Consider the following 22097-nt stretch of genomic DNA (forward strand, 5'->3'; position numbering starts at 1 on the left):
GGCCCTGGAGAGTCATCGCTACTGAGTGCTTTTCACTGGATGATCCGGTTTCTTGTCATTTCCGGCGATGAACGGGCTCCATGGCTGAGCACGAATTGGCGCATCGGTTTGCCATACCACGTTGAATTGTCCGTTAGCCTCAATTTCGCCAATCATCACCGGTTTGTGCAGATGGTGATTAGTTTTATCCATTGTCAGCGTAAATCCTGATGGTGCTGGATAGGTTTGTCCGGCCATCGCAGCACGAACCTTATCCACATCGGTTGATTTGGCTTTTTCTACTGCCTGGGCCCACATGTGCATACCTACCCAAGTAGCTTCCATCGGATCATTGGTGACAGCAGTATCTGCATTCGGCAACTTATGCGCTTTGGCATAGGCTTTCCATTGTTCAACAAACGTCTTGTTCGTCGGATTATCCACCGATTGGAAGTAGTTCCAGGCCGCCAGATTCCCCACCAGTGGTTTGGTATCAATGCCACGTAGTTCCTCTTCACCCACAGAGAACGCAATGACAGGCACATCAGTCGCTTTGATACCTTGGTTGGCTAATTCTTTGTAGAAGGGAACATTTGAATCGCCGTTGATGGTGGAAATAACGGCGGTTTTGCCATCGGCAGAGAATTTCTTAATATTACCCACAATAGTTTGGTAATCGCTGTAACCAAACGGGGTATAAATCTCTTCGATATCTTTATCCTGAATACCTTTGGTATGCAGGAAGGCACGTAGGATTTTGTTGGTAGTGCGCGGGTAGACATAATCCGTCCCTAACAAAATAAAGCGTTTTGCACCACCCCCATCTTCACTTAATAAGTATTCCACAGCAGGGATAGCCTGTTGGTTTGGTGCCGCACCGGTATAGAAGACGTTGGGCGACATCTCTTCCCCCTCATACTGTACCGGATAGAACAGTAGACCATTTAACTCTTCAAATACCGGTAAGACAGACTTACGTGAAACCGACGTCCAGGCACCAAATACGACGGCGACTTTATCTTGTGTTAATAATTGCCGCGCTTTCTCGGCAAAGAGTGGCCAGTTAGAGGCCGGATCGACAATAACCGGCTCCAGTTGTTTACCCAATACACCACCATGAGCATTGATATCATCAATACTCATCAAAGCCATATCTTTCAATGGTGTTTCAGAGATAGCCATCGTGCCGGACAACGAGTGCAAGATACCCACTTTGATGGTGTCGGCAGCCAGCGTGCCAAAAGCCACACCCATACTGATAACTGAAGCTGAAAGAGCAAAAAACTTAATCAAGTTACGATGTTGCATAGCGTTAACCTCTGGTCGTTGAGTAAAACACACAAGATCGGATTACTCTGCGCAATCGCCATGCCAGTTTTATATCTTAATAATTTAATTGAAGATTATAGATAACGTTACCAAATAACCGGATAAACGGCCTAATTGTCTGCACCAATAATGCACAACGCACGGGCACAGATAGTGCAACAATGAGAGGAAGTATGTGGGCAGGTAATTAAAAAACAGAATGGTGTTAATTCAGAGATTGGTGAGAAGAGTGTAGCTTAATTTTAACGAAAAACAGGAGTGCCAAATTGCCACTCCTGTTTTGTTATTAATAATCTATATCAGATAGTTATATCGATATGATCAATCTTACTTTTTAGGGCCACGTATACGTAGCGTCAAACCTTTCAGAAAATAACGCAAAGCCTGATCACCACATGGGCGGAAGTTTTTGCTGCCCTCTTTGCGGAACAGTGCATTTAGCTCAGGTTTAGATACTGGGAATTCAACCGCATTAAAAACATCGTGCATATCGGTATCTTTCAACTCAAATGCCACACGTAGTTTTTTCAATACAATATTGTTGGTAATGACTGGCTCTACCGCTGGGGCCGGGAACTTGTCATCTTTACCACGTCTAAAGAAGATCAAACCATTAAGGAAATGTGCCATTACCAGATCAGGGCAATCTTGATAACCGGCCTCATCTTCTTTTTTAAGAAAATTAACGACATCCGCATTGTTCACTTCAAAATCAGCCAGCTTAATGATTTCTGCTATCTTGATATCGTTTACGTTAAGCATGTAGCGAACACTACGGAGCACATCGTTGTTCATCATATTACTGCCCTATTCCTATTATTTAGAGTAGACGTGGGCGAATATCGCAAGAAAAACAAAAGGCTTCTTTCACGTCTAGCGGGCAGTATTGTATAGATTTACGTTGATTTTCTCAATGCAAATCTGATTAATGAGAAAAGTATGCATTCCGGTAGAATACATAAAACTCAATAATAATGAAATTTGAAGGGCTAAGATAAATTAATATTCCCTTCATCTTTCTACTTTATTAAAGATCAGCTATTCATCTTACTGTTATAGCTGGATTGATAAAGGGCGATATCCTCACCGGAAATGTATTTTCTACGTAATGTGGCAGATATTTTATCCATAATCATAACTACCACAACCATTATTAAGGTAATAAACATCACAACATCCCAGTTCCATAGACGCATATTCTCGGCATAAACCAAGCCAATACCTCCCGCCCCCACAAAACCTAATACTGCGGCAGAACGCGTATTTGACTCAATTTGATAAAGGCTTAGCGCTAACAGTGTTGGGAAGGACTGAGTAAAAATACCAAAACGGTGTTTTTGCAAAGCATTAGCCCCCATGGCGGTCAAGCCGCGATTAGGCGATTTATCAACAGCTTCATGCCCTTCAGCATAGAGTTTACCCAACAACCCTATATCTTGCATAATAATAGCTAACACCCCGGCAAGCGGCCCCATACCAACGGCACGAACAAAAATCAGTCCCCAAATTGCCATATCAATGCCACGAAAAACATCCAAAAAGCGCCGAATTATAAAGGAAATAATACGTAATCCCGGTGTCGACATTACGTTGCGTGCGGCTAAAAATGATAGCGGCAAAGCCAGCACCGTCGCGGTTAAAGTCCCTGCGAATACAATTGCCAAGGTAATAAATATCTGACTGAAATAGTATTTAAATGGCCAATTAATGAAATCATGCCAAACAAACATACGCAAAAAATAGCGGCTTATTTGCTGGCTTCCATTAGCAAATGTCTGCCAAGGGATACCAAAGACTTTAAAGAAAAATAGATAATATAAAAAAATACCGACAGTAATGGCGGTAACTAACCTGATATACCGTTTTTGCTGTAAGAAAAATTGCGGATATTGCTGTTTTAAAGTCAATATCTGTGACGGTGTTAAATGATGAGCCAACATTATGAAGCTCCTTCCACAACGTGCTGACGTAATTTACCCGAGGTATAATCCAACAGCGATACCACAATAATAATCAGCAGCAATGTCATGCTCACCTGATCATAACGGTCCAATTTTATTGACGTCATCAGTTCCTGCCCAATCCCACCAGCACCAACCAGTCCTAGAATGGTCGATTGGCGGAAATTAATCTCCAGACGCATAAAGCTATAAGAGAGAAATATCGGTTTTACCTGTGGCCACAGCGCAAAACGCATTCGTTGTAATTTACCCGCACCACAGGCCGCCAGCCCACGCACCGGTTTATCAGATACCGTTTCAAGCGATTCATAAAACAACTTAGTCAAACTGCCAATCGTATGTAATGCCAGTGCCAGAAAACCGGGAATTGCCCCGATACCAAAAGCCATAACAAACATCACTGCCCATGCCAATTCCGGCATGGTGCGTAAAAATGCCACAAAAGTTCGAATAGATAACCGTAACCAAGGCGGGCTTTGAGTATTATTCGCAGCCAGGAAGGCCAGGATAACCGCAACCACCACGGATAAAATAGTGGCGGCCACCGCCAATTGCAGCGTTTCCCAAATCAGCGGTAACTGTATAGGTAACCGATAACCCCAATAAGCCAGAGACCCCTCCGTATGACCATCGGCAAATAAATTGTGCCAATAGAGTACCGGTATCGTTTCGGCTAGATAATCAAAAAAATGTGGGATGGAAATAAGAACAGTATGTAAATTAAACTCAGCAATACTTCCAGCACCCAGATAAATAATTGCCAGCGTTAATGACCAAATCAACGTTTCACGTTTTTGTTTACCGCGAATCTGCTGGTAGTAGTGGTTAAAATCAGTATTCAAAATAAGCTACCACCTAAAAGCAATAGCTCCGGCAAGCCAGAGCTATTTCGTTTTATCCGCCGGACCGAATTAACGATCACCTTTGGTTAATTCACGCTTCATATCAATGATAGTTTGATACTCGCTGAGGGATGTTTCACCAATATGCTGTTTGCCACCCATCGCTTTAATGAAACAACCGTGATCCTCTTTATCCAGTTTTTTAACCGCAGCGACTAATTGCGCTTTAAATTCAGACGGTAATGCACTGCGGACAAGAATCGGGCCGTTGGGGATCAGTGGCGACTGCCAGATGATACGGATCTGTTTCATTAAATCCGGGTGATCCATACGAATCATGCGCGTAAATGCACCACTGGTATAACCGGTGTTATAGTCACCGATCATGGAAGCCCAGGTGACAGCACCGGCGAATTGCCCGTTAATGACACCCAGAATATCTTGTTCATGACCACCAGAGAATGTCACGCTAGAGAAGAAGTCGTTATATTTATTATCCGGTGTTCCACCAAATTTCTGTTTAAAACTTTGATTAGGGATTAAAAAACCAGAGGTTGAATCTGGGTCAGCAAAACCGAACGCTTTACCTTTCAAATCTTCAATTTTCTGATAAGGGCTATCCGCTTTCACCACAACCACAGAGTGATAACCGCGTGATTTGTCAGTATCATCGATAGCAATACCTACAATATCAACGGCTTTAGGATCTTTAATATAAACAGAGGCAAAAGAGGAAGGAGACATACTTAATACCAAGTCAATCTTCCCACCTAATAGGCCTTGTATTACGCCAGAATAGTCTGATGCATTATGCAAGTTTGTTTTTACATTTAACTCTTTATCTAAAAACTCTTTGACACACATATTATCGCCAATTTGTTGTGTCGCATTCTGCCCACCAAGAATACCCAGATTAATTTCTTTTGGTGCATCCGCTGCTGTAGCATTAAATACCATAAAACTTGCCACTAATGAGGTAAGACAAAGTACTTTTTTCATTAAAATAACCTATTCTGATAAAGGGATAAGTGGGGATTAATGCAAAAGTTCAGTGGATTCATCGCTGTAAATATCTTGAATAATAGAATCATTTAACAGTGAAGGATGCCCATCAAAGACAATCCGCCCGTGGGCAATACCAATCACTCGGGTGCAATAGTCTTTCACCAAATCAACAGAGTGTAAGTTCACAATTACAGCAATATCGTTTTCACTTATTTTCTGTAATGTATTCATAATGCGGGTTGTGTTTTTTGGATCTAAAGAAGCGACAGGTTCATCAGCCAATAATATTTTGGGGTTTTGCATCATGGCGCGGCAAATGGCCACCCGTTGCATTTGGCCGCCAGAGAGATTCTCTGCACGCTGCAACGCATGGGGTAACATATTAAGCCATTGTAATAACTCAATTGCTCTAGCCCGATCTTCATCAGCAAATATTTTGAAAAATGATTTAAACGTGGAGGTGTAACTCAGGCGGCCTAACAAAACATTAGTAATAACATCAAGACGGGGGACCAAACAGAAATCTTGGAAGATCATGCCGCATTTTGCGCGCCATTTACGCATCTGCTTGGTTGTTAGTGCTGCAATATTTTGCGTATCGCCATTGTCATGGTAATTAATAATTTCACCCGCACTGCTGGGAATAGTGCCATTTAAAACATGTAACAATGTTGATTTTCCGGCACCGGAGCGGCCAATAATTGCAACAAACTCACCTGCATGGAGTTCAAAATTAATATCATCCAGCACACGGTGTTGTGATTGGTACGCTTTAACTAATCCCTTAACGGCAAGTACCTTCTTACGCGGTTCTTGCACCGTAGCCGGATAGTCAGCCACAGTGAATTTACGTAATGCCTGGCCCATAACATGTCTCTCAGATTGCCTGTCGTCATGAGCTATTAACGGATAATTCTATTGCATCTTGATGAAAGTTTTATGAGAGAAAGGTGACAAAAAATAGCCACCTTTCTTATACTTTACTCAATTACAGGATATTGATGAGTATCTAACTTCTTAATTTACGGTAGACGAACAGCACAACCAGTGAACCGATAACCGCCACGACAAAGCTGCCAAAATTAAACCCATCAACTTTGCCCATACCAAAGAAGACACTAATATAGCCCCCCACCAGGGCACCGACCACGCCAAGGATTACGGTCATAATAAAGCCACCGCCATCCTCTCCGGGCATAATCCATTTAGCCAAAACACCGGCGATAAGACCAAAAATAATCCAAGATAGTATGCCCATAAACACCTCCATAAAATTAATATTTGCTGATAACTGATTTGACTACCCACTGTTGTTGATCCGCCTTTCAGCTTTGCGTTCAATCTTAAACATAGGTCTCAGGTAAACATAACGGGCTTAACCTGACAGTCTTAAAACAGCTAACATCATTAAGTTAAGACCCGATTAACAAAATCTGCAAATCAGACCAGCCAAGTTAAATACAAATCAAATAACCGGCTGTCGCGGGGTGAAAACATGATTAATTCCCTGCTGTTGTAGCTTTTTCAATAAATCATATCCACCATTTGGCACACTATGCGCAAACTCTCGTTCGCTTGTAAACACAGGGCTGACCCAATACATATTAACCGGATCACCTTGTTGAAGAGGTAGAGTAAGATTGTCTGCATCAGCATATAACGCTGATGATAAAATATAGCCTTCATAACCCTTAGGGGCGACAGCCGACTCCAGTGTATGCCCTTCGCCAAGCCAGGTTATTTTACTCCAGGGAACGTGGGCAAATCCTGCCAGCGCACTGGCCATGTGAATAGCGTTGTCTTCGTTGACATATTGGCTATCAATTGCAATCGCCATCTCCAAGCGCCGGTATTTAGCTGCATCATCATTAAATAATATTTCAACCCATGGCTGAGGACGAATACTGACCCCCACGGTCAGAAAGTAATATATTCCCTCTTTCTCATGTTGGGAGATGGCCATTGGCGGCCACGTCCCCTGATCGATGGCATAATATTTTACCGATGGACCGAAGTGCTGCTCATAATATTGAATATATTCAGCTTGTAATGCAGGCCACGGATTTCCCTCTTCCTGTTGCCAGGCCCGCCAAAATTGACGAGTATGTTGCGCATTGGCATATTGTGTATTGGTTGAAGCTGACCCCAGAGGTAATGTCAGTGGATTATCTTTAATACAACTGGCGGAATAGCAAATTGAGTGATCAATATAGAGGCTCCAGCCAGGAATAATTGCCAACAGTTGTCCCTGATACCACAATGCCGCACCGTCGTCACTTTCAGACCAGACTATCGTAATATACTGCGCATCCAGCTCCGCCTCGCCCGCCACATTACGGCAGAACTCTGCGGCTAATCGTGGGGCCAACCCTTGTTCAAGGGCGGTATTATCAGCCGATGGTGGCGCAGCAACCAGATTTCTCACCCAGCAGGCACGCACGGGAAAACGCTCTTCAAATGCCTCCTGCGGATAAATATAGAAGTAAACTACCCGATTATCCTGTTGCACCACAGCAACCAATGTCTGGTTTTCATTACTGACTTCGGCCAGTACCTCAGATTCTTTCATATCGCCTCAACTGTATCGGCAAAGGGTTTCAGGCGAAACATACTGTATTGCCTGCTGTAAAATAAGCCTATTAGCGGAACACAGATAATCTCATGCTAATAACTTTAATACTGATAGTGTAAAGCATGGCATAGTGTAAAACGTCTTATCCCTTTAAATCATCAGCAAAAGTCTCAAAAATACGCCGAATGCGATTATTATTTGAATCTTATTTTTTATAATCGATTCAATATGATCCTATAGTGACCGATCGTAATTATAGACTGTCACCTCAATACCTATAACCAATAGTTGATAGTCTACAGCCTGAATTCACGCTAAAATAAAACCATTATTTCTCGCAGAATTGAGGGTTCACATGGCATATATACCGAAGAATTACACCCGGCTGGAAAGTGGCTATCGGGAGAAAGCACTGAAAATTTTTCCGTGGGTTTGCGGTAAATGTTCACGAGAGTTTGTTTATTCCAATCTGCGAGAGCTGACGGTTCACCATATTGACCATGATCATAGCAATAACCCAGAAGATGGCAGCAATTGGGAGATGTTATGCCTTTTTTGTCATGATCATGAACACTCTAAATACACCGAAGCAGACCAATATGGGTCGACTGTGATTGCCGGGGATGATGCCCAGAATGATCAGGGTGTTGCTACCCATAATCCATTCGCCAACCTAAAGTCTTTGATGAAGAAATAACGCTGTCTGGCCGTGGTATGCAACACGGCCGACATGACATCACCATCGGACTAAAAACCTAATAGCTGCCGGTAAGATTGAGTTTCTTGTTGTTGTGGCAATAGCCCTAATTTATCGGCTAACTGTTGGCATTCGACTTTAAGGCTATCCAGGGCCGTAGCATCATCAGTCATGATGGCTATTTCGGCAAAATCGCCAAGACCCGCCAAGCTATCAACCGTGACATGAAACTTCCCAATAAAGTAGATACTCCGTATTTTTTCCAGCATAAATGCTGGCTGATAGCCTAACGTCGCCAGCATGCTTTGAACCTTGGTTATATCCTCAATATTGCTGGCCTCACAGCGTTCAGTTCCCGGCCCTTTTACTATCCATAAACGAATACCTGACGGGTTCATCTCACGTAAAACCATACTGACCTGTTTAGCCGCTAAATCACCGCCGTTGGCTTCCAGATAGATATCTTTTTCATGATTATTGAGGGTAAATGGCAATGCTTGATGTAATGCTAGTTGTTCATGTAATTGGCTGATGTTCGATACATGGAACTTTAACTCAACTTCATATTTACCAACAAAATGCTCACTCATAAATGCCTTACTAATCAGTGTAATCATTAAACTCGATCCTATACCTCATCACGTAATGATCAAAATACTTATCAATATCCCAATGACTCAACCTAGCCTTGATACGCTGAATAGTTTTCTTATAAATCATTAATGTTAGTAATGTTTAAACGGCGGGAATGATGAAGGTTGAAGACAATTTAAGCACTAATAACGAGAGCTAGCTCACAAAGCAAACGATTCATCAGGAAACCCTTTCCTCCCTCATGTTTACTTCATGGCATCCGAAGAGCGGTTTGCTATCAGCCGATACGTGGATGAATGCTAACAAAAGTCAATGCCATTACAGGGAGCGGCACCAATGAATCAATCCAATGATGAAAAAAGGCAAACCTTGCTGAACCAGTTGCAGCAGATTGTGGGTGCGCGCTACTTGCTAACCGGCGAACGGCAGACAGAGCGTTATCGTACGGGTTTCCGCTCAGGAACAGGATCTGCTCTTGCGGTAGTGTTTCCTTCAACGTTATTACAGCAATGGCAGTTGCTACAAGCCTGTGTGGCCGCCGATACCATTGTTATCATGCAGGCAGCGAACACCGGGCTGACAGAAGGCTCAACCCCCAGTGGTAATGATTATGATCGACCCATTGTTATATTAAATACTTTGCGCCTCAATCAAATCCAGCTATTAAATGATGGAAAGCAGGTTATTGGTTTTCCTGGCAGTACGCTGAATCAATTGGAAAAACGTCTGAAACCTTATGATCGTGAACCCCATTCGGTCATTGGGTCCTCTTGCATCGGTGCCTCGGTGGTGGGGGGCATTTGTAATAACTCAGGGGGGTCATTGGTTCAAAGAGGCCCTGCCTACACCGAAATGGCACTGTACGCACAGATTGATGCTCAGGGTGAGTTACAGTTAATCAATCATTTAGGGATTAATTTAGGCAATACGCCAGAAGAGATTTTGCAACGGCTGGAACGGGGTAAATATCGTGCCAGCGATATTGCACAAGGTACACAACAAACCTCCGACCACGAATATGCTACGCGAGTAAGAGATATTGATGCGCCAACCCCTTCACGTTTCAATGCCGATCCAAGACGATTATTTGAAGCCTCGGGATGTGCCGGTAAATTGGCCGTATTTGCAGTACGGCTTGACACTTTTCCCAGTGAAAAACAACAGCAAGTCTTTTATATCGGCACCAATCAGACTCAGGTATTGACTGAATTACGCCGTGCAATTTTACGTGACTTTAAACATTTGCCCGTCGCTGGTGAATATATGCATCGCGATATTTTTGATATTGCTGAAGTGTACGGCAAAGATACCTTTGTCATGATAAATAGCATGGGTACCAATAATATGCCTCGTTTCTTTACCCTAAAGGGCAAAATTGATGCGCGGCTTAGCAAAGTTCCTTTTTTAATCGACCATTTAACTGATCGAATAATGCAAGGCTTCAGCCAGGTACTGCCCAACCATTTACCTAAACGCCTCAAAACATATCGGAGTAAATATGAGCATCATTTGATGCTTAAAATGTCAGGTGCAGGTATTCCTGAAGCACAGCAGTTTTTGAAGGACTTTTTTGCGACGGCGGAAGGTAACTTCATTACCTGTACCGCTGATGAAGGCAAGAAAGCCTTTTTACACCGCTTTGCCGCAGCAGGTGCTGCTGTGCGCTATCACGCTGTTCACGCTGATAAAGTGGAGGATATTCTGGCTCTGGATATTGCGCTACCGCGCAATGAAGAACAATGGTTTGAGACCCTCCCGGCAGAAATAGACCAATGCCTGGTCGCCAAACTCTATTACGGCCATTTCTTGTGCCATGTCTTCCATCAGGACTATATTGTGAAAAAAGGTGTTGATACTCAGGCATTAAAACAAAAAATGCTGGCGCTGCTGAATGACAAAGGGGCGGAATATCCGGCTGAGCACAATGTGGGGCATCTCTATATAGCCAAACCTGCCTTAAAGGATTTTTACCAACAGATAGACCCAACCAACAGCTTTAATCCTGGGATTGGTAAAACCTCAAAACGTAAATCCTGGCAGAAAGAATAATATCACCCCGATACTGGGCTCCATATCAAGTCGAATTAGGCATTATCTGAATTCAAGTCCTCTATCTCCTGAATTCTGCCAAACAAACTATAGTCATAGTCTAGAGCCAACGAGGTTGGTGCGGCTAACAAATGTTAGTCGGTATTAATGCTAAGTCTGGGAGACAGAATGAAAATAATACTGTGGATTATCGCCATTATTTTTATTGTCGGGTTGTTGACGATTACTGGTGTGTTTAAATTGATTTTCTAATGATTATCAGAGAGATGTAAATATCCGCCAATTGCTTTAAGCAGAATTTGCAGCCCGTCTGCAAATTCTGCTATCTACTGACTGTGTTCTCTACCTATTCCGACACCTGAGCTAAACGCCCTTGCCCATCTTTTTGCTGACGATAGCTTTTGGCAGCCCCAGGGATCGGCGCGGCTTTACCGGTTTCCATCCAACTGCGTAGGCGGTTTGCATCGGCAAAATGCGTATATTTACCAAAGGCATCTAACACCACAAGAGCTACAGGACGATTGCCAATGACGGTCCGCATTGCCAAACAGTGCCCAGCTTGATTCGTAAAGCCGGTTTTAGTGAGCTGAATATTCCATTTATCGTTATAAACTAAATGGTTAGTGTTACGAAATGGCAGCGTATAATCAGGGTCACGGAAAGTTGCCATTTTCTCAGTGGTAGTGCTTAGTTGCCCAATCAGCGGGTATTGTTTGGTCGCCACCAGCAACTTGGTCAAATCATGCGCGGTCGAGACATTATCAATCGACAGACCTGTTGGCTCAACATAACGTGTTTTGGTCATTCCCAAAGATTTCGCTTTCGCATTCATTGCGTTAATAAATGCGTTATAGCCTCCGGGATAGTGATGCGCCAGACTCGCCGCAGCGCGGTTTTCCGATGACATTAATGCTAATAGCAGCATATCTTTGCGACTGATTTCACTGTTTACCCTAACCCGAGAAAATACCCCTTTCATTTCTTTAGTTTGATGAATATCTACTGAGATAATCTCATCCAGTGGCAATTTGGCATCCAACACCACCATTGCGGTCATCAGTTTGGTGATTGACGCAATGGGTACCACTTCATCAGCATTGTTAGCGTAAATCACTTTATTTGTTTGTAAATCAACCACCATCGCGCTGCCGGATGCCAGTTCCAAGGGCGTTTTCCCTTTAATTTCAGCCGTCCCACCACTGGCAGAGGCTAAAGGAACAACACTGATACCGGTAGATAAAAGCAAAAAACTTAATAGTGCAAAACGGATTTTCACATGCATGTTCGTCAGCTTAGATAGGTTGTCGGGAGTGATTGTGGTTGGTTTGGCGCATTATAAATTACAGTAATGCACGGCGCACCACACATTCTTCAAATGATTGTTACAAAGATTAAAGCTGCCTAATTGCTACTCACCGGTAAACACTTTTCAAAGAAAGGAACAAAGACTTATTGTGAGCATTATTTTGAAAGATAGTGATTGTTTATAAAATAAGCAAGCAGCCATCGTGGCTCAATTTAGGTCAGGATAATTCAATTTTGCTAAATTACGCGGGATGTGACGTTAATTGGCGGAAAGATTAGCGCTATAAATCTAAACAGATTATCAATAATGACAAAAAAAACGCTTGCTAGACTAATTATTACCCTATAATTGCCAACATAATTTTTAGATATACCCTAAATAATTCGAGTTGCAGGAAGTCGGCAAGCGAGAGACAAATCGGTCGGAAACCGATTTGAACAGCATTTATGCTGCCCGCAGGGTGAGGCTCATTAACCCCGATGAGCTTACATGAGTAAGTGATTCGGGTGATTGAACGTAGCCAATGCAGCTTGAAGTATGACGGATATAAAACTGATTCATAGGTATTTATATGGGAACAACAATCTTTGGTATTCTCTTTGGTGTATTTCTAATAGCGGCAGGTTTAGCGGATATTCATGATGAAAATCTAGCATCACTAACCTTCTGGGTTGACGCATTGCTGATTCTTGTTGGTGCAGTATTCCTATTGGGTATTGCAAAGTTTATCGGGCGTAAGAAGAAATAGCAGTGATATTTATCAGAAAAGGCCGCGCACGGCCTTTTCATTGTCAGCCTGTTATACCAAATCACTCATCACTAATTGTGCGATTTCAAAGTAAATAATCAGGCCGGTACCATCAATAAAGGTAGCAATAAAAGGTGCGGAGACCACCGCAGGATCAATTGACATCCGTTTTAATACCATCGGAATAATAGAAGAGACAATGGCACTCCACACGGTGATAGCAACAACAGTTAAGCTCACCACAATGGTGACTTCCATCCCTACGCCCAGGAACCAAGCGCGGATCCAGGCCGCCAGCCCAATCGTCGTTGCCACCATCAGAGAAGTAGAGACCTCTTTACGCAATACCGCCCCCACATTGCGCAGACTCACCTCCCCCAAAGCCATGGCCCGTACCAGAGTCGAGGTAATTTGCGTACCACTGTTACCACCGGTTCCAATCAGTAATGGAATAAAGAAAGCCAGCGCGATAGCAGCTTCCAATTGCTCTTCAAACGCTTTCAATACTGTTCCGGTATAAGCTTCTGCCACAAATAACAGTAATAACCATATAACGCGTTTACGCCATAATGTTATCGGACTAGTTTGCAAGTAAGGCTCGTCGAGAGGTAAACTGGCTCCTTGCCGTTGGGCATCCTCAGTATTTTCATCTTCGATCAATTCGGCAATATCTTTCGCCCGTAATACCCCCACTAATTTTCCGTGGCTTAATACCGGAACAATATCCAGGCCGCTTTTTGCCAGTAAACTTGCCGCCTCATGACGATCCTGCTCTGGAGATACCGAGAAATAACTCTGATTGATAATTTGAAATACTTTTATATCAGGCTGTTCTTCCGTCAGTAGATTTTTAACCGAGAGTAAGCCGACCAAATGCCGATTGCCATTTGTTACCAACAATTGCGTTGGTATTTCACTATCTGAGATATTCTGCAAGAAATAGGCTTTAGCCTCAGTGACTGACATATCAGCCGATACCGTAATATAAGTATCGCTCATATAGGCACCTAAGGTGGACTCTTTATCCTCGCCTTGATTGGATTGCTTTGGTATTGCTAAATCGAAATGTGAACTCATAAATGACCCTATTACTGTTATAAATTAACTAAACAGTCCTCACATAGGGGCGTAACCAGATTAGAGAGTGCTCAATGGCTATCTCCGTGTCTAAGTTTTAGCACTATACAACGTATCTGATTTCTCAGAAGTTACTTTGGGTTATACCTTAATCCGATATAACCTGTCCTAACCTTGGGCGTCTCTGGACGTCGTCAGATCAGTAACCTGTGTTTGTATAGGAGCCTCGCCTAACGAGATACTGCATTTAAAATGCAGGCACACTATAAACGCGATACTTAAAACAAATCAAAAGAATAACTATTCTTGTTTAAGCTATATTTAGGGTTAGGATTTATATGGCTAATATATAAGTAATAGAAAATTCATACCCGCAGAATAGCCAACGCAATATCTTTTGAGTTTTTTAACGCACGGATTTCACTGAATAAATCTGTTGCTTCAGCATATTCTTTACGTAAATAACCCAACCACTGTTTGATGCGGGCAACATGATACAGGCCGGTATCGCCCTGCTTTTCCAACTGCACATATTTTTGCAGCAGTTTTACCACTTCAGACCAAGCCATATGCGGTTCGTTATACTTCACCACCCGGCTCAGATTCGGTACATTTAATGCCCCGCGCCCTAGCATCACGGCATCACAGCCCGTCACCTTCATGCACTCCTGCGCGCTCTGGTAATCCCAGATCTCACCATTGGCAATCACGGGGATAGTCAGCCGCTGGCGTATTTCGCCAATCGCTTGCCAATTAATTCGTTCGGCTTGATAACCATCTTCTTTGGTGCGGCCATGTACTGCCAGTTCAGTCGCGCCCGCTTGTTGCACTGCGTCTGCGATTTCAAACTGACGAGCGCCAGAATCCCAGCCCAAACGAATTTTGACTGTGACTGGCAAATGCGCAGGCACGGCTTCACGCATCGCTTTGGCTCCCTGATAAATCAATTCAGGATCTTTCAGCAATGTGGCACCACCGCCACTGCCATTCACCAACTTTGAAGGACACCCACAATTGAGATCGACACCGTATGAGCCAAGTTCTACCGCGCGAGCCGCGTTTTCCGCCAGCCACTCGGGATATTGACCCAATAATTGAATACGAACTAAGGTGCCGGAGGGAGTACGGCTTTGATGATGTAATTCAGGGCAGAGACGATAGAAGGATTTTGCTGGCAAAAGTTGATCGACCACCCGTAAAAACTCAGTGATACAAAGGTCATAATCGTTCACTTCGCTGAGGAGTTCGCGCACCAGTGAATCTAATACCCCTTCCATCGGCGCCAATAATACCCGCATGCTAATTACCCTGATCCATTATCCGCACTCGCCCAGTATAAACGTAAAAAAGACCGGCAATGATACGGGGGAATTGAGGTGTAAAACAAGGAATAACCCAGCAGGAACGCCAATTCAGATGAAAAAAAACCGCCTCAAAGAAGCGGTTTGATCAGCGAAAGGGATTACCGCTTATTCGCCTGGTTTACTGCTACGGCCACGTGAAGAAGGGCCAGCCGGGCGACGTTGACCATCAGCCTGGCTACGTGGGCGACTGTTACGGCTATCGCCGCGACCGGCTGCACCACCACCATTCTGTGGACGGCCTGCGCTGCTACCACGCCCCATTCCTGGACGTTGTGCGCCACGGCCCTGGCGACCATTTTGAATCGGATCAGCTTTGATGCTTGGGTCCGGCTCATAGCCATCCAGCGCGATGCGCGGAATTTCACGCTTCAGTAAACGCTCAATATCACGCAACAGTTTATGCTCATCAACGCAAACCAGTGAAATCGCTTCACCTGTGCGTTCCGCGCGGCCCGTACGACCAATACGGTGCACGTAATCTTCTGGTACGTTAGGTAATTCATAGTTAACCACATGGGGTAACTGATCAATGTCCAGACCACGGGCAGCAATATCAGTGGCTACCAGAACCCGGATTTTACCGTCTTTAAAATCAGCCAATGCACGAGTACGCGCGCCCTGGCTCTTATTACCGTGAATTGCCGCGGAGGTAATGCCGTCTTTATTCAGTTGTTCAGCCAAATGGTTAGCACCATGCTTAGTGCGGTTAAACACCAACACTTGCTGCCAGTTGCCCTCACCAATCATCTGAGACAATAATTCACGTTTACGGTTTTTATCCACAAAATGAACACTTTGCGCAATTTGTTCAGAAGCTGTATTGCGGCGCGCTACTTCAACGGAAGCCGGGTTGTTCAACAGCTTGCTCGCCAGACCTTTAATTTCATCTGAGAAGGTGGCGGAGAACAGCAAGTTCTGGCGCTTAGAGGGCAGTTTGGCTAATACGCGACGGATATCGTGAATAAAGCCCATATCCAGCATGCGGTCAGCTTCGTCCAATACCAAAATTTCGATCTTGGACAAATCTACTGCGTTCTGATGTTCCAGATCCAGTAAACGGCCAGGCGTCGCGACTAAAATATCAACACCACCACGCAGTTTCATCATCTGGGGGTTAATGCTAACGCCGCCAAATACCACCAGCGAACGTAGCTTCAGATATTTACTGTAACTCTGTACGTTTTCGTCAATCTGCGCAGCCAGCTCACGGGTAGGCGTTAAGATCAACGCACGTACCGGGCGACGGCCTTTAATTGGCTGTTGATCCTGACTAAGCAGTTGCAGCAATGGCAAGGTGAAACCAGCGGTTTTACCGGTACCCGTTTGCGCACTGGCCATTAAATCACGGCCTTCCAGTACCACAGGGATTGCCTGACGTTGAATCGGTGTCGGCACAAGGTAGCCCTGCTCTTCAACAGCACGCAGGATGTCGGCGTTTAGGCCGAGAGAATCAAATGACATATTACAAGAAGCTCCAGATCTTCCCAATCCCAACGATATCGTCAGGTGCAGTTTCAAGGGAAGATTATCAGACGAGGCATGAATTGAGGCATTACCACGAGGATTGGCACAAACTGCAGTGCACCATTGCGGCTGATTGTAGCAGATCTTTAGCAAGAAAAGGGATATTTACACATTTCTTAAGATTTTTATTAGCGCAAACATCAAGATAATTGATTTATTACTTGTCATTTATCCATCCCCGATCGCAAAAATCAGGCTTTTATCCGCGCTAACTTTACATATTCTTTGGGACGACCTAAAGTTAATCATATGATTGATTAATTGTTCGACTACCTCTTAGCATTTAACTAATTTCAATTTATTAAGTATGGTGACGATGTCTCATTCCACACCTCATTCCTTAATATTATCCACGCCCGTTACCAGTCGTGGTGAGCAAGCCCGCCAACAATTGATTCAGGCGGCTACCGAATTATTCGGTGAGTTAGGCCTGAAAGGGGCAACAACTCGGGATATCGCCCAGCGGGCAGGACAGAACATTGCGGCCATCACCTACTATTTCAACTCTAAAGAAGGGTTGTATCTGGCGGTCGCGCAACAAATAGCGGATTTCATTCAGCAGACCTTCTCACCGCTGGCACAAGAGATTGACCAGTTTCTCCAACAACCGATTCACGCACAAACCGCCGAGCAACAGTTGCATTTTATTCGCCGTGGGTTACTGGAATTCAGCCATCTAATGACCCAGCCAGAAACGTTGAATATGAGCAAAATCATGGCGCGTGAGCAACTCTCCCCTAGCGATGCTTACCCACTGATTCATGTGCAGGCTATTGCGCCATTACACCAAAAACTCAATCTGCTGCTGGCCGCATTTATTGGTGCTGATGCCAGTGCAACCAAAACGATTCTTCATACCCATGCCTTGATTGGTGAAGTGTTGGCCTTTCGCATGGGGCGCGAGACTATCCGCCGCCAGGCCGGTTGGTTGGATATTGGTGAGGCTGAAAGTGAAATGATCAATCAGGTACTTATCGAACACATTGACCTGCTGCTTTACGGATTGCGGGACAAATCAGTACGGTGAGCGTATTGAAGGGGTCGTTATAAAATTGTAGCTATAGACATGGTCGATAGGGAGCATTATGAATCGCAAGAAGATTATAGTGGCCGTCGTTATTGTTGCCCTACTGGCGGCGATAGGTTATGGCTGGAACTACTACCGTCAACAACACGACGCATCATTGACGCTGTACGGCAATGTGGATATTCGCACAGTGAATTTAGGCTTTCGAGTCGGTGGTCGGCTGGCGTCTCTGGCTGTCGATGAAGGGGATAAAATCCAGCCAGGGGAAGTTCTGGGGAAACTGGATGACGGCCCTTATCTCAATGCACTCAAACAAGCGCAAGCCAATGTTCAAAGCGCGCAAGCACAGTTGGCTTTATTGAAGGCAGGATACCGTGACGAGGAGATAGCACAGGTAAAATCTGAAGTTGCTCAGCGAGAAGCGGCATTTGGCTATGCCGATAGCTTCCTAAAACGTCAACAAGGGTTGTGGGCAAGTAAAGCCACCTCGGCCAACGAGCTAGAGAATGCCCGAACTGCTCGTAATCAAGCACAGGCTAATCTGCAAGCCTCCAAAGATAAGCTCGCACAATATTTGAGTGGTAACCGGCCACAGGAAATTGCGCAAGCCGAAGCGAATCTGGCCCAAAGTGAAGCTGAACTGGCTCAAGCTCAACTCAACCTGCAAGACACTACCCTGCTCGCGCCATCAGCGGGTACCGTACTCACTCGCGCGGTTGAGCCGGGGACCATTTTATCCGCCAGTAACACCGTATTTACCCTGTCACTGACCGATCCGGTATGGGTACGGGCCTACGTCAGTGAGCCCCACTTGAATCAGGCCATTCCCGGTACCGAAGTCGACGTATTTACCGATGGCCGCCCGGACAAGTCATATCACGGCAAAATAGGTTTCGTATCACCCACGGCGGAATTTACCCCTAAAAGTGTCGAAACGCCTGAGCTGCGTACCGATCTGGTTTATCGCTTACGTATCATTATCACTGATCCCGATGAATCGTTACGACAAGGTATGCCCGTCACCGTTCGTTTCGCACAACCTTAAGGCGGCATGAGCTATGAATGGAATCCAGCATCTTATTACTTTGGAGGGTGTTGAAAAACGCTTCCCCGGACTGGATAACCCCGCCGTCGCCAGCCTGACGACAGAGATCCGCAGTGGTGCAGTCACTGGTTTGGTTGGGCCGGACGGGGCCGGTAAAACCACCCTACTCCGTATGCTCGCCGGATTACTCAAACCCAGTCAAGGCAAGATGACGGTGGTCGGGCTGGACCCGTTAGAAAACGATCGCCAGTTACATTCTATTCTCGGATATATGCCACAAAAGTTTGGTTTATATGAAGATCTCACGGTGATGGAGAACCTGACGCTGTATGCCGATCTACGCGGGGTTACCGGTGAGCTTCGCCGCCAAACATTTGAGCGCCTGCTGACGTTTACCGATTTAACCCGCTTTACTGACCGGCTGGCGGGAAAACTATCCGGCGGGATGAAGCAAAAACTGGGCTTGGCCTGTACTCTGGTCGGTCAGCCCAAAGTACTGTTGCTCGATGAGCCGGGTGTCGGCGTTGACCCGATTTCACGCCGCGAGCTATGGCGCATGGTGCATGAGTTAGCGAGCGATGGCATGCTTATCCTGTGGAGCACATCATATCTGGATGAAGCAGAGCAATGCCGCGAAGTGTTGTTGCTAAATGAAGGGAAGTTGCTGTACAGCGGTGCACCTCAAAGCCTGACACAACGGATGAGTGGGCGCACAATTTTGCTGGCAGCGCAAACCGGGACCAACCGTAAACTGTTACAACATGCGCTGGCATTGCCCCAAGTGAGTGATGGGGTTATTCAGGGGAAGTATGTGCGGTTAATCCTCAAACCCGACGTGGATCACAGCCAACTATTGCCACTACTCAATCAACCGAATGCCGAGATAACTGAAGCAGAACCGCGCTTTGAGGATGCCTTTATCGACCTGTTGGGGGGCGGCCCCGCCAGTGAGTCCGCGTTGGCGAAGATCATGCCCAAAGTCGCAGGTAGCCATCAGGAGACCGTGATTGAAGCCCAAGAGTTAACCAAAAAATTTGGCGATTTTGCTGCTACCGATCATGTAAATTTTCAGGTCAAACGCGGTGAGATATTTGGTCTACTCGGTCCGAATGGGGCGGGTAAATCCACTACCTTTAAAATGATGTGCGGTTTGTTAGTCCCCAGCTCAGGCAAAGCATTGGTACTGGGAATGGATCTGAAAACCAGTTCAGGTAAAGCACGACAACATTTGGGCTATATGGCGCAGAAATTCTCGTTGTATGGCAATCTGACCGTTGAACAAAACCTGAAGTTTTTCTCCGGCGTTTATGGTCTGCAAGGCAAAACACAACGCGATAAAATAGCTGACATGACCTCAGCCTTTAACTTTACCCCAATCCTCAAACAAACTCCGGACTCACTGCCTCTGGGGTTTAAACAGCGTTTGGCATTGGCCTGCGCGTTAATGCATGAACCAGACATTCTGTTCCTGGATGAACCAACGTCCGGTGTCGACCCCCTCACCCGCCGTGAGTTTTGGTTGCATATCAATGGGATGGTTGATAAAGGTGTCACCGTCATGGTTACCACCCACTTTATGGATGAAGCGGAATACTGTGATCGTATCGGGCTGGTTTACCGTGGCAAAATTATCGCATCCGGCACACCGGATGAGTTAAAACAACAGGTTGCCAGTGATAATAATCTTAATCCCTCCATGGAAGAGGCCTTTATTGGGCTGGTGCAGCGCTATGATCAGCAAAATGATAAGGAGCAACAGTCATGACCGAGCCACATCTATTGCCAGTGGATCAATCGTCGGTAAATGAGAGCGAAACTTATCAGGACACGGGGTTTTCCTGGCGTCGCCTACGGGCTTTATGCCGTAAAGAGACCCGGCAAATACTGCGTGACCCGAGCAGTGGATTGATCGCATTCGTCATCCCGCTGTTGCTGCTGTTTATCTTTGGCTATGGCATCAATCTGGACTCCAGCAAACTGCACGTCGGCATTTTAATGGAGCAACAGAGCAAACCGGCTCAGGATCTGGCTAACGCCTTCGCCAGTTCACCTTATATTTCACCGCAAATCAGTGATAATCGCCAGGCTCTAATTCAGGCGATGCAAGCCGGAAAAATTCGTGGGCTAATTGTGATCCCCAATGATTTTGCGCAGCAGCTTGCGCGCCCCGAAAGTAAAGCCCCCATTCAGGTGATTACTGATGGCAGTGAACCCAATACCGCCAACTTTGTGCAAGGTTACGCACAAGGGGTGTGGCAAATCTGGCAACAACAACAGGCGCAAAACCTAGGGCAAAAAAACGATCCTCTGATTGAGATTCAGGTCCGTTATTGGTTTAACCCTGCCGCCATCAGCCGACATTTTATTATTCCCGGAGCCATTACCATTATTATGACGGTTATCGGCGCGATTCTAACCTCGCTGGTGATCGCCCGTGAATGGGAGCGCGGAACCATGGAAGCGCTGCTGTCGACCCAGGTCACGCGCAGCGAGTTGCTGTTGTCGAAACTGATCCCCTATTACGTCCTGGGCATGATAGCCATGACACTCTGCATGGCGGTGTCGGTATTTATCCTTGATGTGCCTTTCCGTGGCTCATTGTGGATACTATTTGTTATGACCAGCCTATTTTTGGCCAGCACTCTGGGTATGGGATTGCTAATTTCGACCATTACCCGCAATCAATTTAACGCCGCAATGGTGGCCTTGAATGCCGCATTCCTGCCGGCTGTGATGCTGTCTGGCTTCATTTTCGAAATTGACAGCATGCCCGCTATCGTGCGCGCCGTAACCTATATCATTCCGGCCCGTTATTTTGTCAGCAGTCTGCAAACCCTGTTTCTGGCGGGGAATATCGGCACCGTGCTGGTGATTAACCTGTTGTTCCTGGTCGCCTCAGCAGCCGTATTTATCGGCCTGACGGCATGGAAAACTAATCGTCGATTAGATTAGGCGCCGATTAGATTAAAGGAAGGAAG

At 45.3% G+C, this 22097-nt stretch carries 21 protein-coding genes and 1 riboswitch; of the genes, 8 read left to right on the forward strand and 13 right to left on the reverse strand.

Annotated features, from left to right (window positions below; translation table 11 throughout):
- Positions 1-18: 18 nt before the first annotated feature.
- From urtA to V1955_RS14930, 8 genes are all read right to left on the reverse strand, one after another.
- Positions 19-1287 (reverse strand): urea ABC transporter substrate-binding protein, encoded by a 1269-nt coding sequence (gene urtA / locus V1955_RS14895; RefSeq protein WP_442821099.1) that lies wholly within the window; start codon positions 1285-1287, stop codon positions 19-21.
- A gap of 348 nt (positions 1288-1635) precedes the next feature.
- Complete coding sequence (locus tag V1955_RS14900; RefSeq protein ID WP_083159488.1) at positions 1636-2106, reverse strand: DUF1456 family protein; 471 nt, start codon at positions 2104-2106, stop codon at positions 1636-1638.
- A 236-nt stretch (positions 2107-2342) separates the two neighbouring features.
- The gene (gene phnE, locus V1955_RS14905; protein WP_083159490.1) at positions 2343-3248 is read right to left on the reverse strand and encodes a phosphonate ABC transporter, permease protein PhnE; all 906 of its coding nucleotides are present in this window, start codon (positions 3246-3248) and stop codon (positions 2343-2345) included.
- Positions 3248-4111 (reverse strand): phosphonate ABC transporter, permease protein PhnE, encoded by an 864-nt coding sequence (gene phnE / locus V1955_RS14910; protein WP_193784694.1) that lies wholly within the window; start codon positions 4109-4111, stop codon positions 3248-3250. Before phnE (V1955_RS14910) ends, phnE (V1955_RS14905) begins: the two co-directional genes overlap by 1 nt.
- A gap of 69 nt (positions 4112-4180) precedes the next feature.
- Positions 4181-5110 carry a phosphonate ABC transporter substrate-binding protein gene (phnD, locus tag V1955_RS14915; protein WP_442821100.1) on the reverse strand — a complete coding sequence of 310 codons (930 nt, stop codon included), beginning with the start codon at positions 5108-5110 and terminating at the stop codon, positions 4181-4183.
- A 36-nt stretch (positions 5111-5146) separates the two neighbouring features.
- Positions 5147-5983, reverse strand: coding sequence for a phosphonate ABC transporter ATP-binding protein (phnC, locus tag V1955_RS14920; RefSeq protein WP_442821101.1), 837 nt, complete (start codon positions 5981-5983; stop codon positions 5147-5149).
- 142 nt (positions 5984-6125) lie between these two features.
- On the reverse strand, positions 6126-6374 hold the full coding sequence (locus V1955_RS14925) for a GlsB/YeaQ/YmgE family stress response membrane protein (protein ID WP_083159496.1): 249 nt from the start codon (positions 6372-6374) through the stop codon (positions 6126-6128).
- 207 nt (positions 6375-6581) lie between these two features.
- Positions 6582-7685, reverse strand: coding sequence for a suppressor of fused domain protein (locus V1955_RS14930; RefSeq protein WP_083159498.1), 1104 nt, complete (start codon positions 7683-7685; stop codon positions 6582-6584).
- 358 nt (positions 7686-8043) lie between these two features.
- On the opposite strand from V1955_RS14930, the gene yajD reads away from it, so the two are divergent.
- A complete protein-coding gene (gene yajD, locus V1955_RS14935) occupies positions 8044-8385 on the forward strand; it encodes an HNH nuclease YajD (RefSeq protein ID WP_005189583.1) in 342 nt (113 codons plus the stop codon).
- Between the two features lie 50 nt (positions 8386-8435).
- Here yajD and V1955_RS14940 read toward each other — a convergent pair whose 3' ends face one another.
- Entirely contained in the window at positions 8436-8975 is a 540-nt protein-coding gene (locus V1955_RS14940; protein WP_372569865.1) for a class IV adenylate cyclase, read from the reverse strand.
- Positions 8976-9315: 340 nt separating this feature from the next.
- On the opposite strand from V1955_RS14940, the gene dld reads away from it, so the two are divergent.
- Both dld and V1955_RS14950 read left to right on the forward strand, forming a co-directional pair.
- Positions 9316-11028, forward strand: coding sequence for a D-lactate dehydrogenase (gene dld / locus V1955_RS14945; RefSeq protein ID WP_372568880.1), 1713 nt, complete (start codon positions 9316-9318; stop codon positions 11026-11028).
- Between the two features lie 168 nt (positions 11029-11196).
- Positions 11197-11280, forward strand: coding sequence for a membrane protein (locus V1955_RS14950; protein WP_017346848.1), 84 nt, complete (start codon positions 11197-11199; stop codon positions 11278-11280).
- 94 nt (positions 11281-11374) lie between these two features.
- On the opposite strand, the gene pbpG is transcribed toward V1955_RS14950, so the two are convergent.
- The gene (gene pbpG, locus V1955_RS14955; RefSeq protein ID WP_083159502.1) at positions 11375-12310 is read right to left on the reverse strand and encodes a D-alanyl-D-alanine endopeptidase; all 936 of its coding nucleotides are present in this window, start codon (positions 12308-12310) and stop codon (positions 11375-11377) included.
- A gap of 595 nt (positions 12311-12905) precedes the next feature.
- On the opposite strand from pbpG, the gene V1955_RS14960 reads away from it, so the two are divergent.
- The gene (locus V1955_RS14960) at positions 12906-13082 is read left to right on the forward strand and encodes a hypothetical protein (RefSeq protein WP_005189574.1); all 177 of its coding nucleotides are present in this window, start codon (positions 12906-12908) and stop codon (positions 13080-13082) included.
- Positions 13083-13133: 51 nt separating this feature from the next.
- On the opposite strand, the gene mgtE is transcribed toward V1955_RS14960, so the two are convergent.
- From mgtE to rhlE, 3 genes are all read right to left on the reverse strand, one after another.
- The gene (gene mgtE / locus V1955_RS14965) at positions 13134-14159 is read right to left on the reverse strand and encodes a magnesium transporter (RefSeq protein WP_083159504.1); all 1026 of its coding nucleotides are present in this window, start codon (positions 14157-14159) and stop codon (positions 13134-13136) included.
- Positions 14160-14234: 75 nt separating this feature from the next.
- Positions 14235-14404, reverse strand: a riboswitch (M-box (ykoK) riboswitch).
- 120 nt (positions 14405-14524) lie between these two features.
- Positions 14525-15457, reverse strand: a complete 933-nt coding sequence (dusC, locus tag V1955_RS14970) for a tRNA dihydrouridine(16) synthase DusC (RefSeq protein ID WP_083159506.1) — start codon at positions 15455-15457, stop codon at positions 14525-14527.
- Positions 15458-15628: 171 nt separating this feature from the next.
- On the reverse strand, positions 15629-16984 hold the full coding sequence (rhlE, locus tag V1955_RS14975) for an ATP-dependent RNA helicase RhlE (protein ID WP_083159508.1): 1356 nt from the start codon (positions 16982-16984) through the stop codon (positions 15629-15631).
- A 379-nt stretch (positions 16985-17363) separates the two neighbouring features.
- On the opposite strand from rhlE, the gene cecR reads away from it, so the two are divergent.
- The 4 genes from cecR to V1955_RS14995 are packed head-to-tail and all read left to right on the forward strand — an operon-like array spanning position 17364 to position 22071.
- Positions 17364-18074 (forward strand): transcriptional regulator CecR, encoded by a 711-nt coding sequence (gene cecR, locus V1955_RS14980; protein WP_372558389.1) that lies wholly within the window; start codon positions 17364-17366, stop codon positions 18072-18074.
- Between the two features lie 58 nt (positions 18075-18132).
- Positions 18133-19119, forward strand: a complete 987-nt coding sequence (gene hlyD / locus V1955_RS14985) for a secretion protein HlyD (protein WP_372568879.1) — start codon at positions 18133-18135, stop codon at positions 19117-19119.
- Positions 19120-19132: 13 nt separating this feature from the next.
- Complete coding sequence (locus V1955_RS14990) at positions 19133-20884, forward strand: ATP-binding cassette domain-containing protein (protein ID WP_442821102.1); 1752 nt, start codon at positions 19133-19135, stop codon at positions 20882-20884.
- Complete coding sequence (locus tag V1955_RS14995) at positions 20881-22071, forward strand: ABC transporter permease (protein WP_442821103.1); 1191 nt, start codon at positions 20881-20883, stop codon at positions 22069-22071. The genes V1955_RS14990 and V1955_RS14995 overlap by 4 nt, the downstream gene beginning before the upstream one ends.
- Positions 22072-22097: the final 26 nt, after the last annotated feature.

The organism is Yersinia sp. 2545 StPb PI, from assembly GCF_052217125.1.
Lineage (GTDB): Bacteria > Pseudomonadota > Gammaproteobacteria > Enterobacterales > Enterobacteriaceae > Yersinia > Yersinia enterocolitica_E.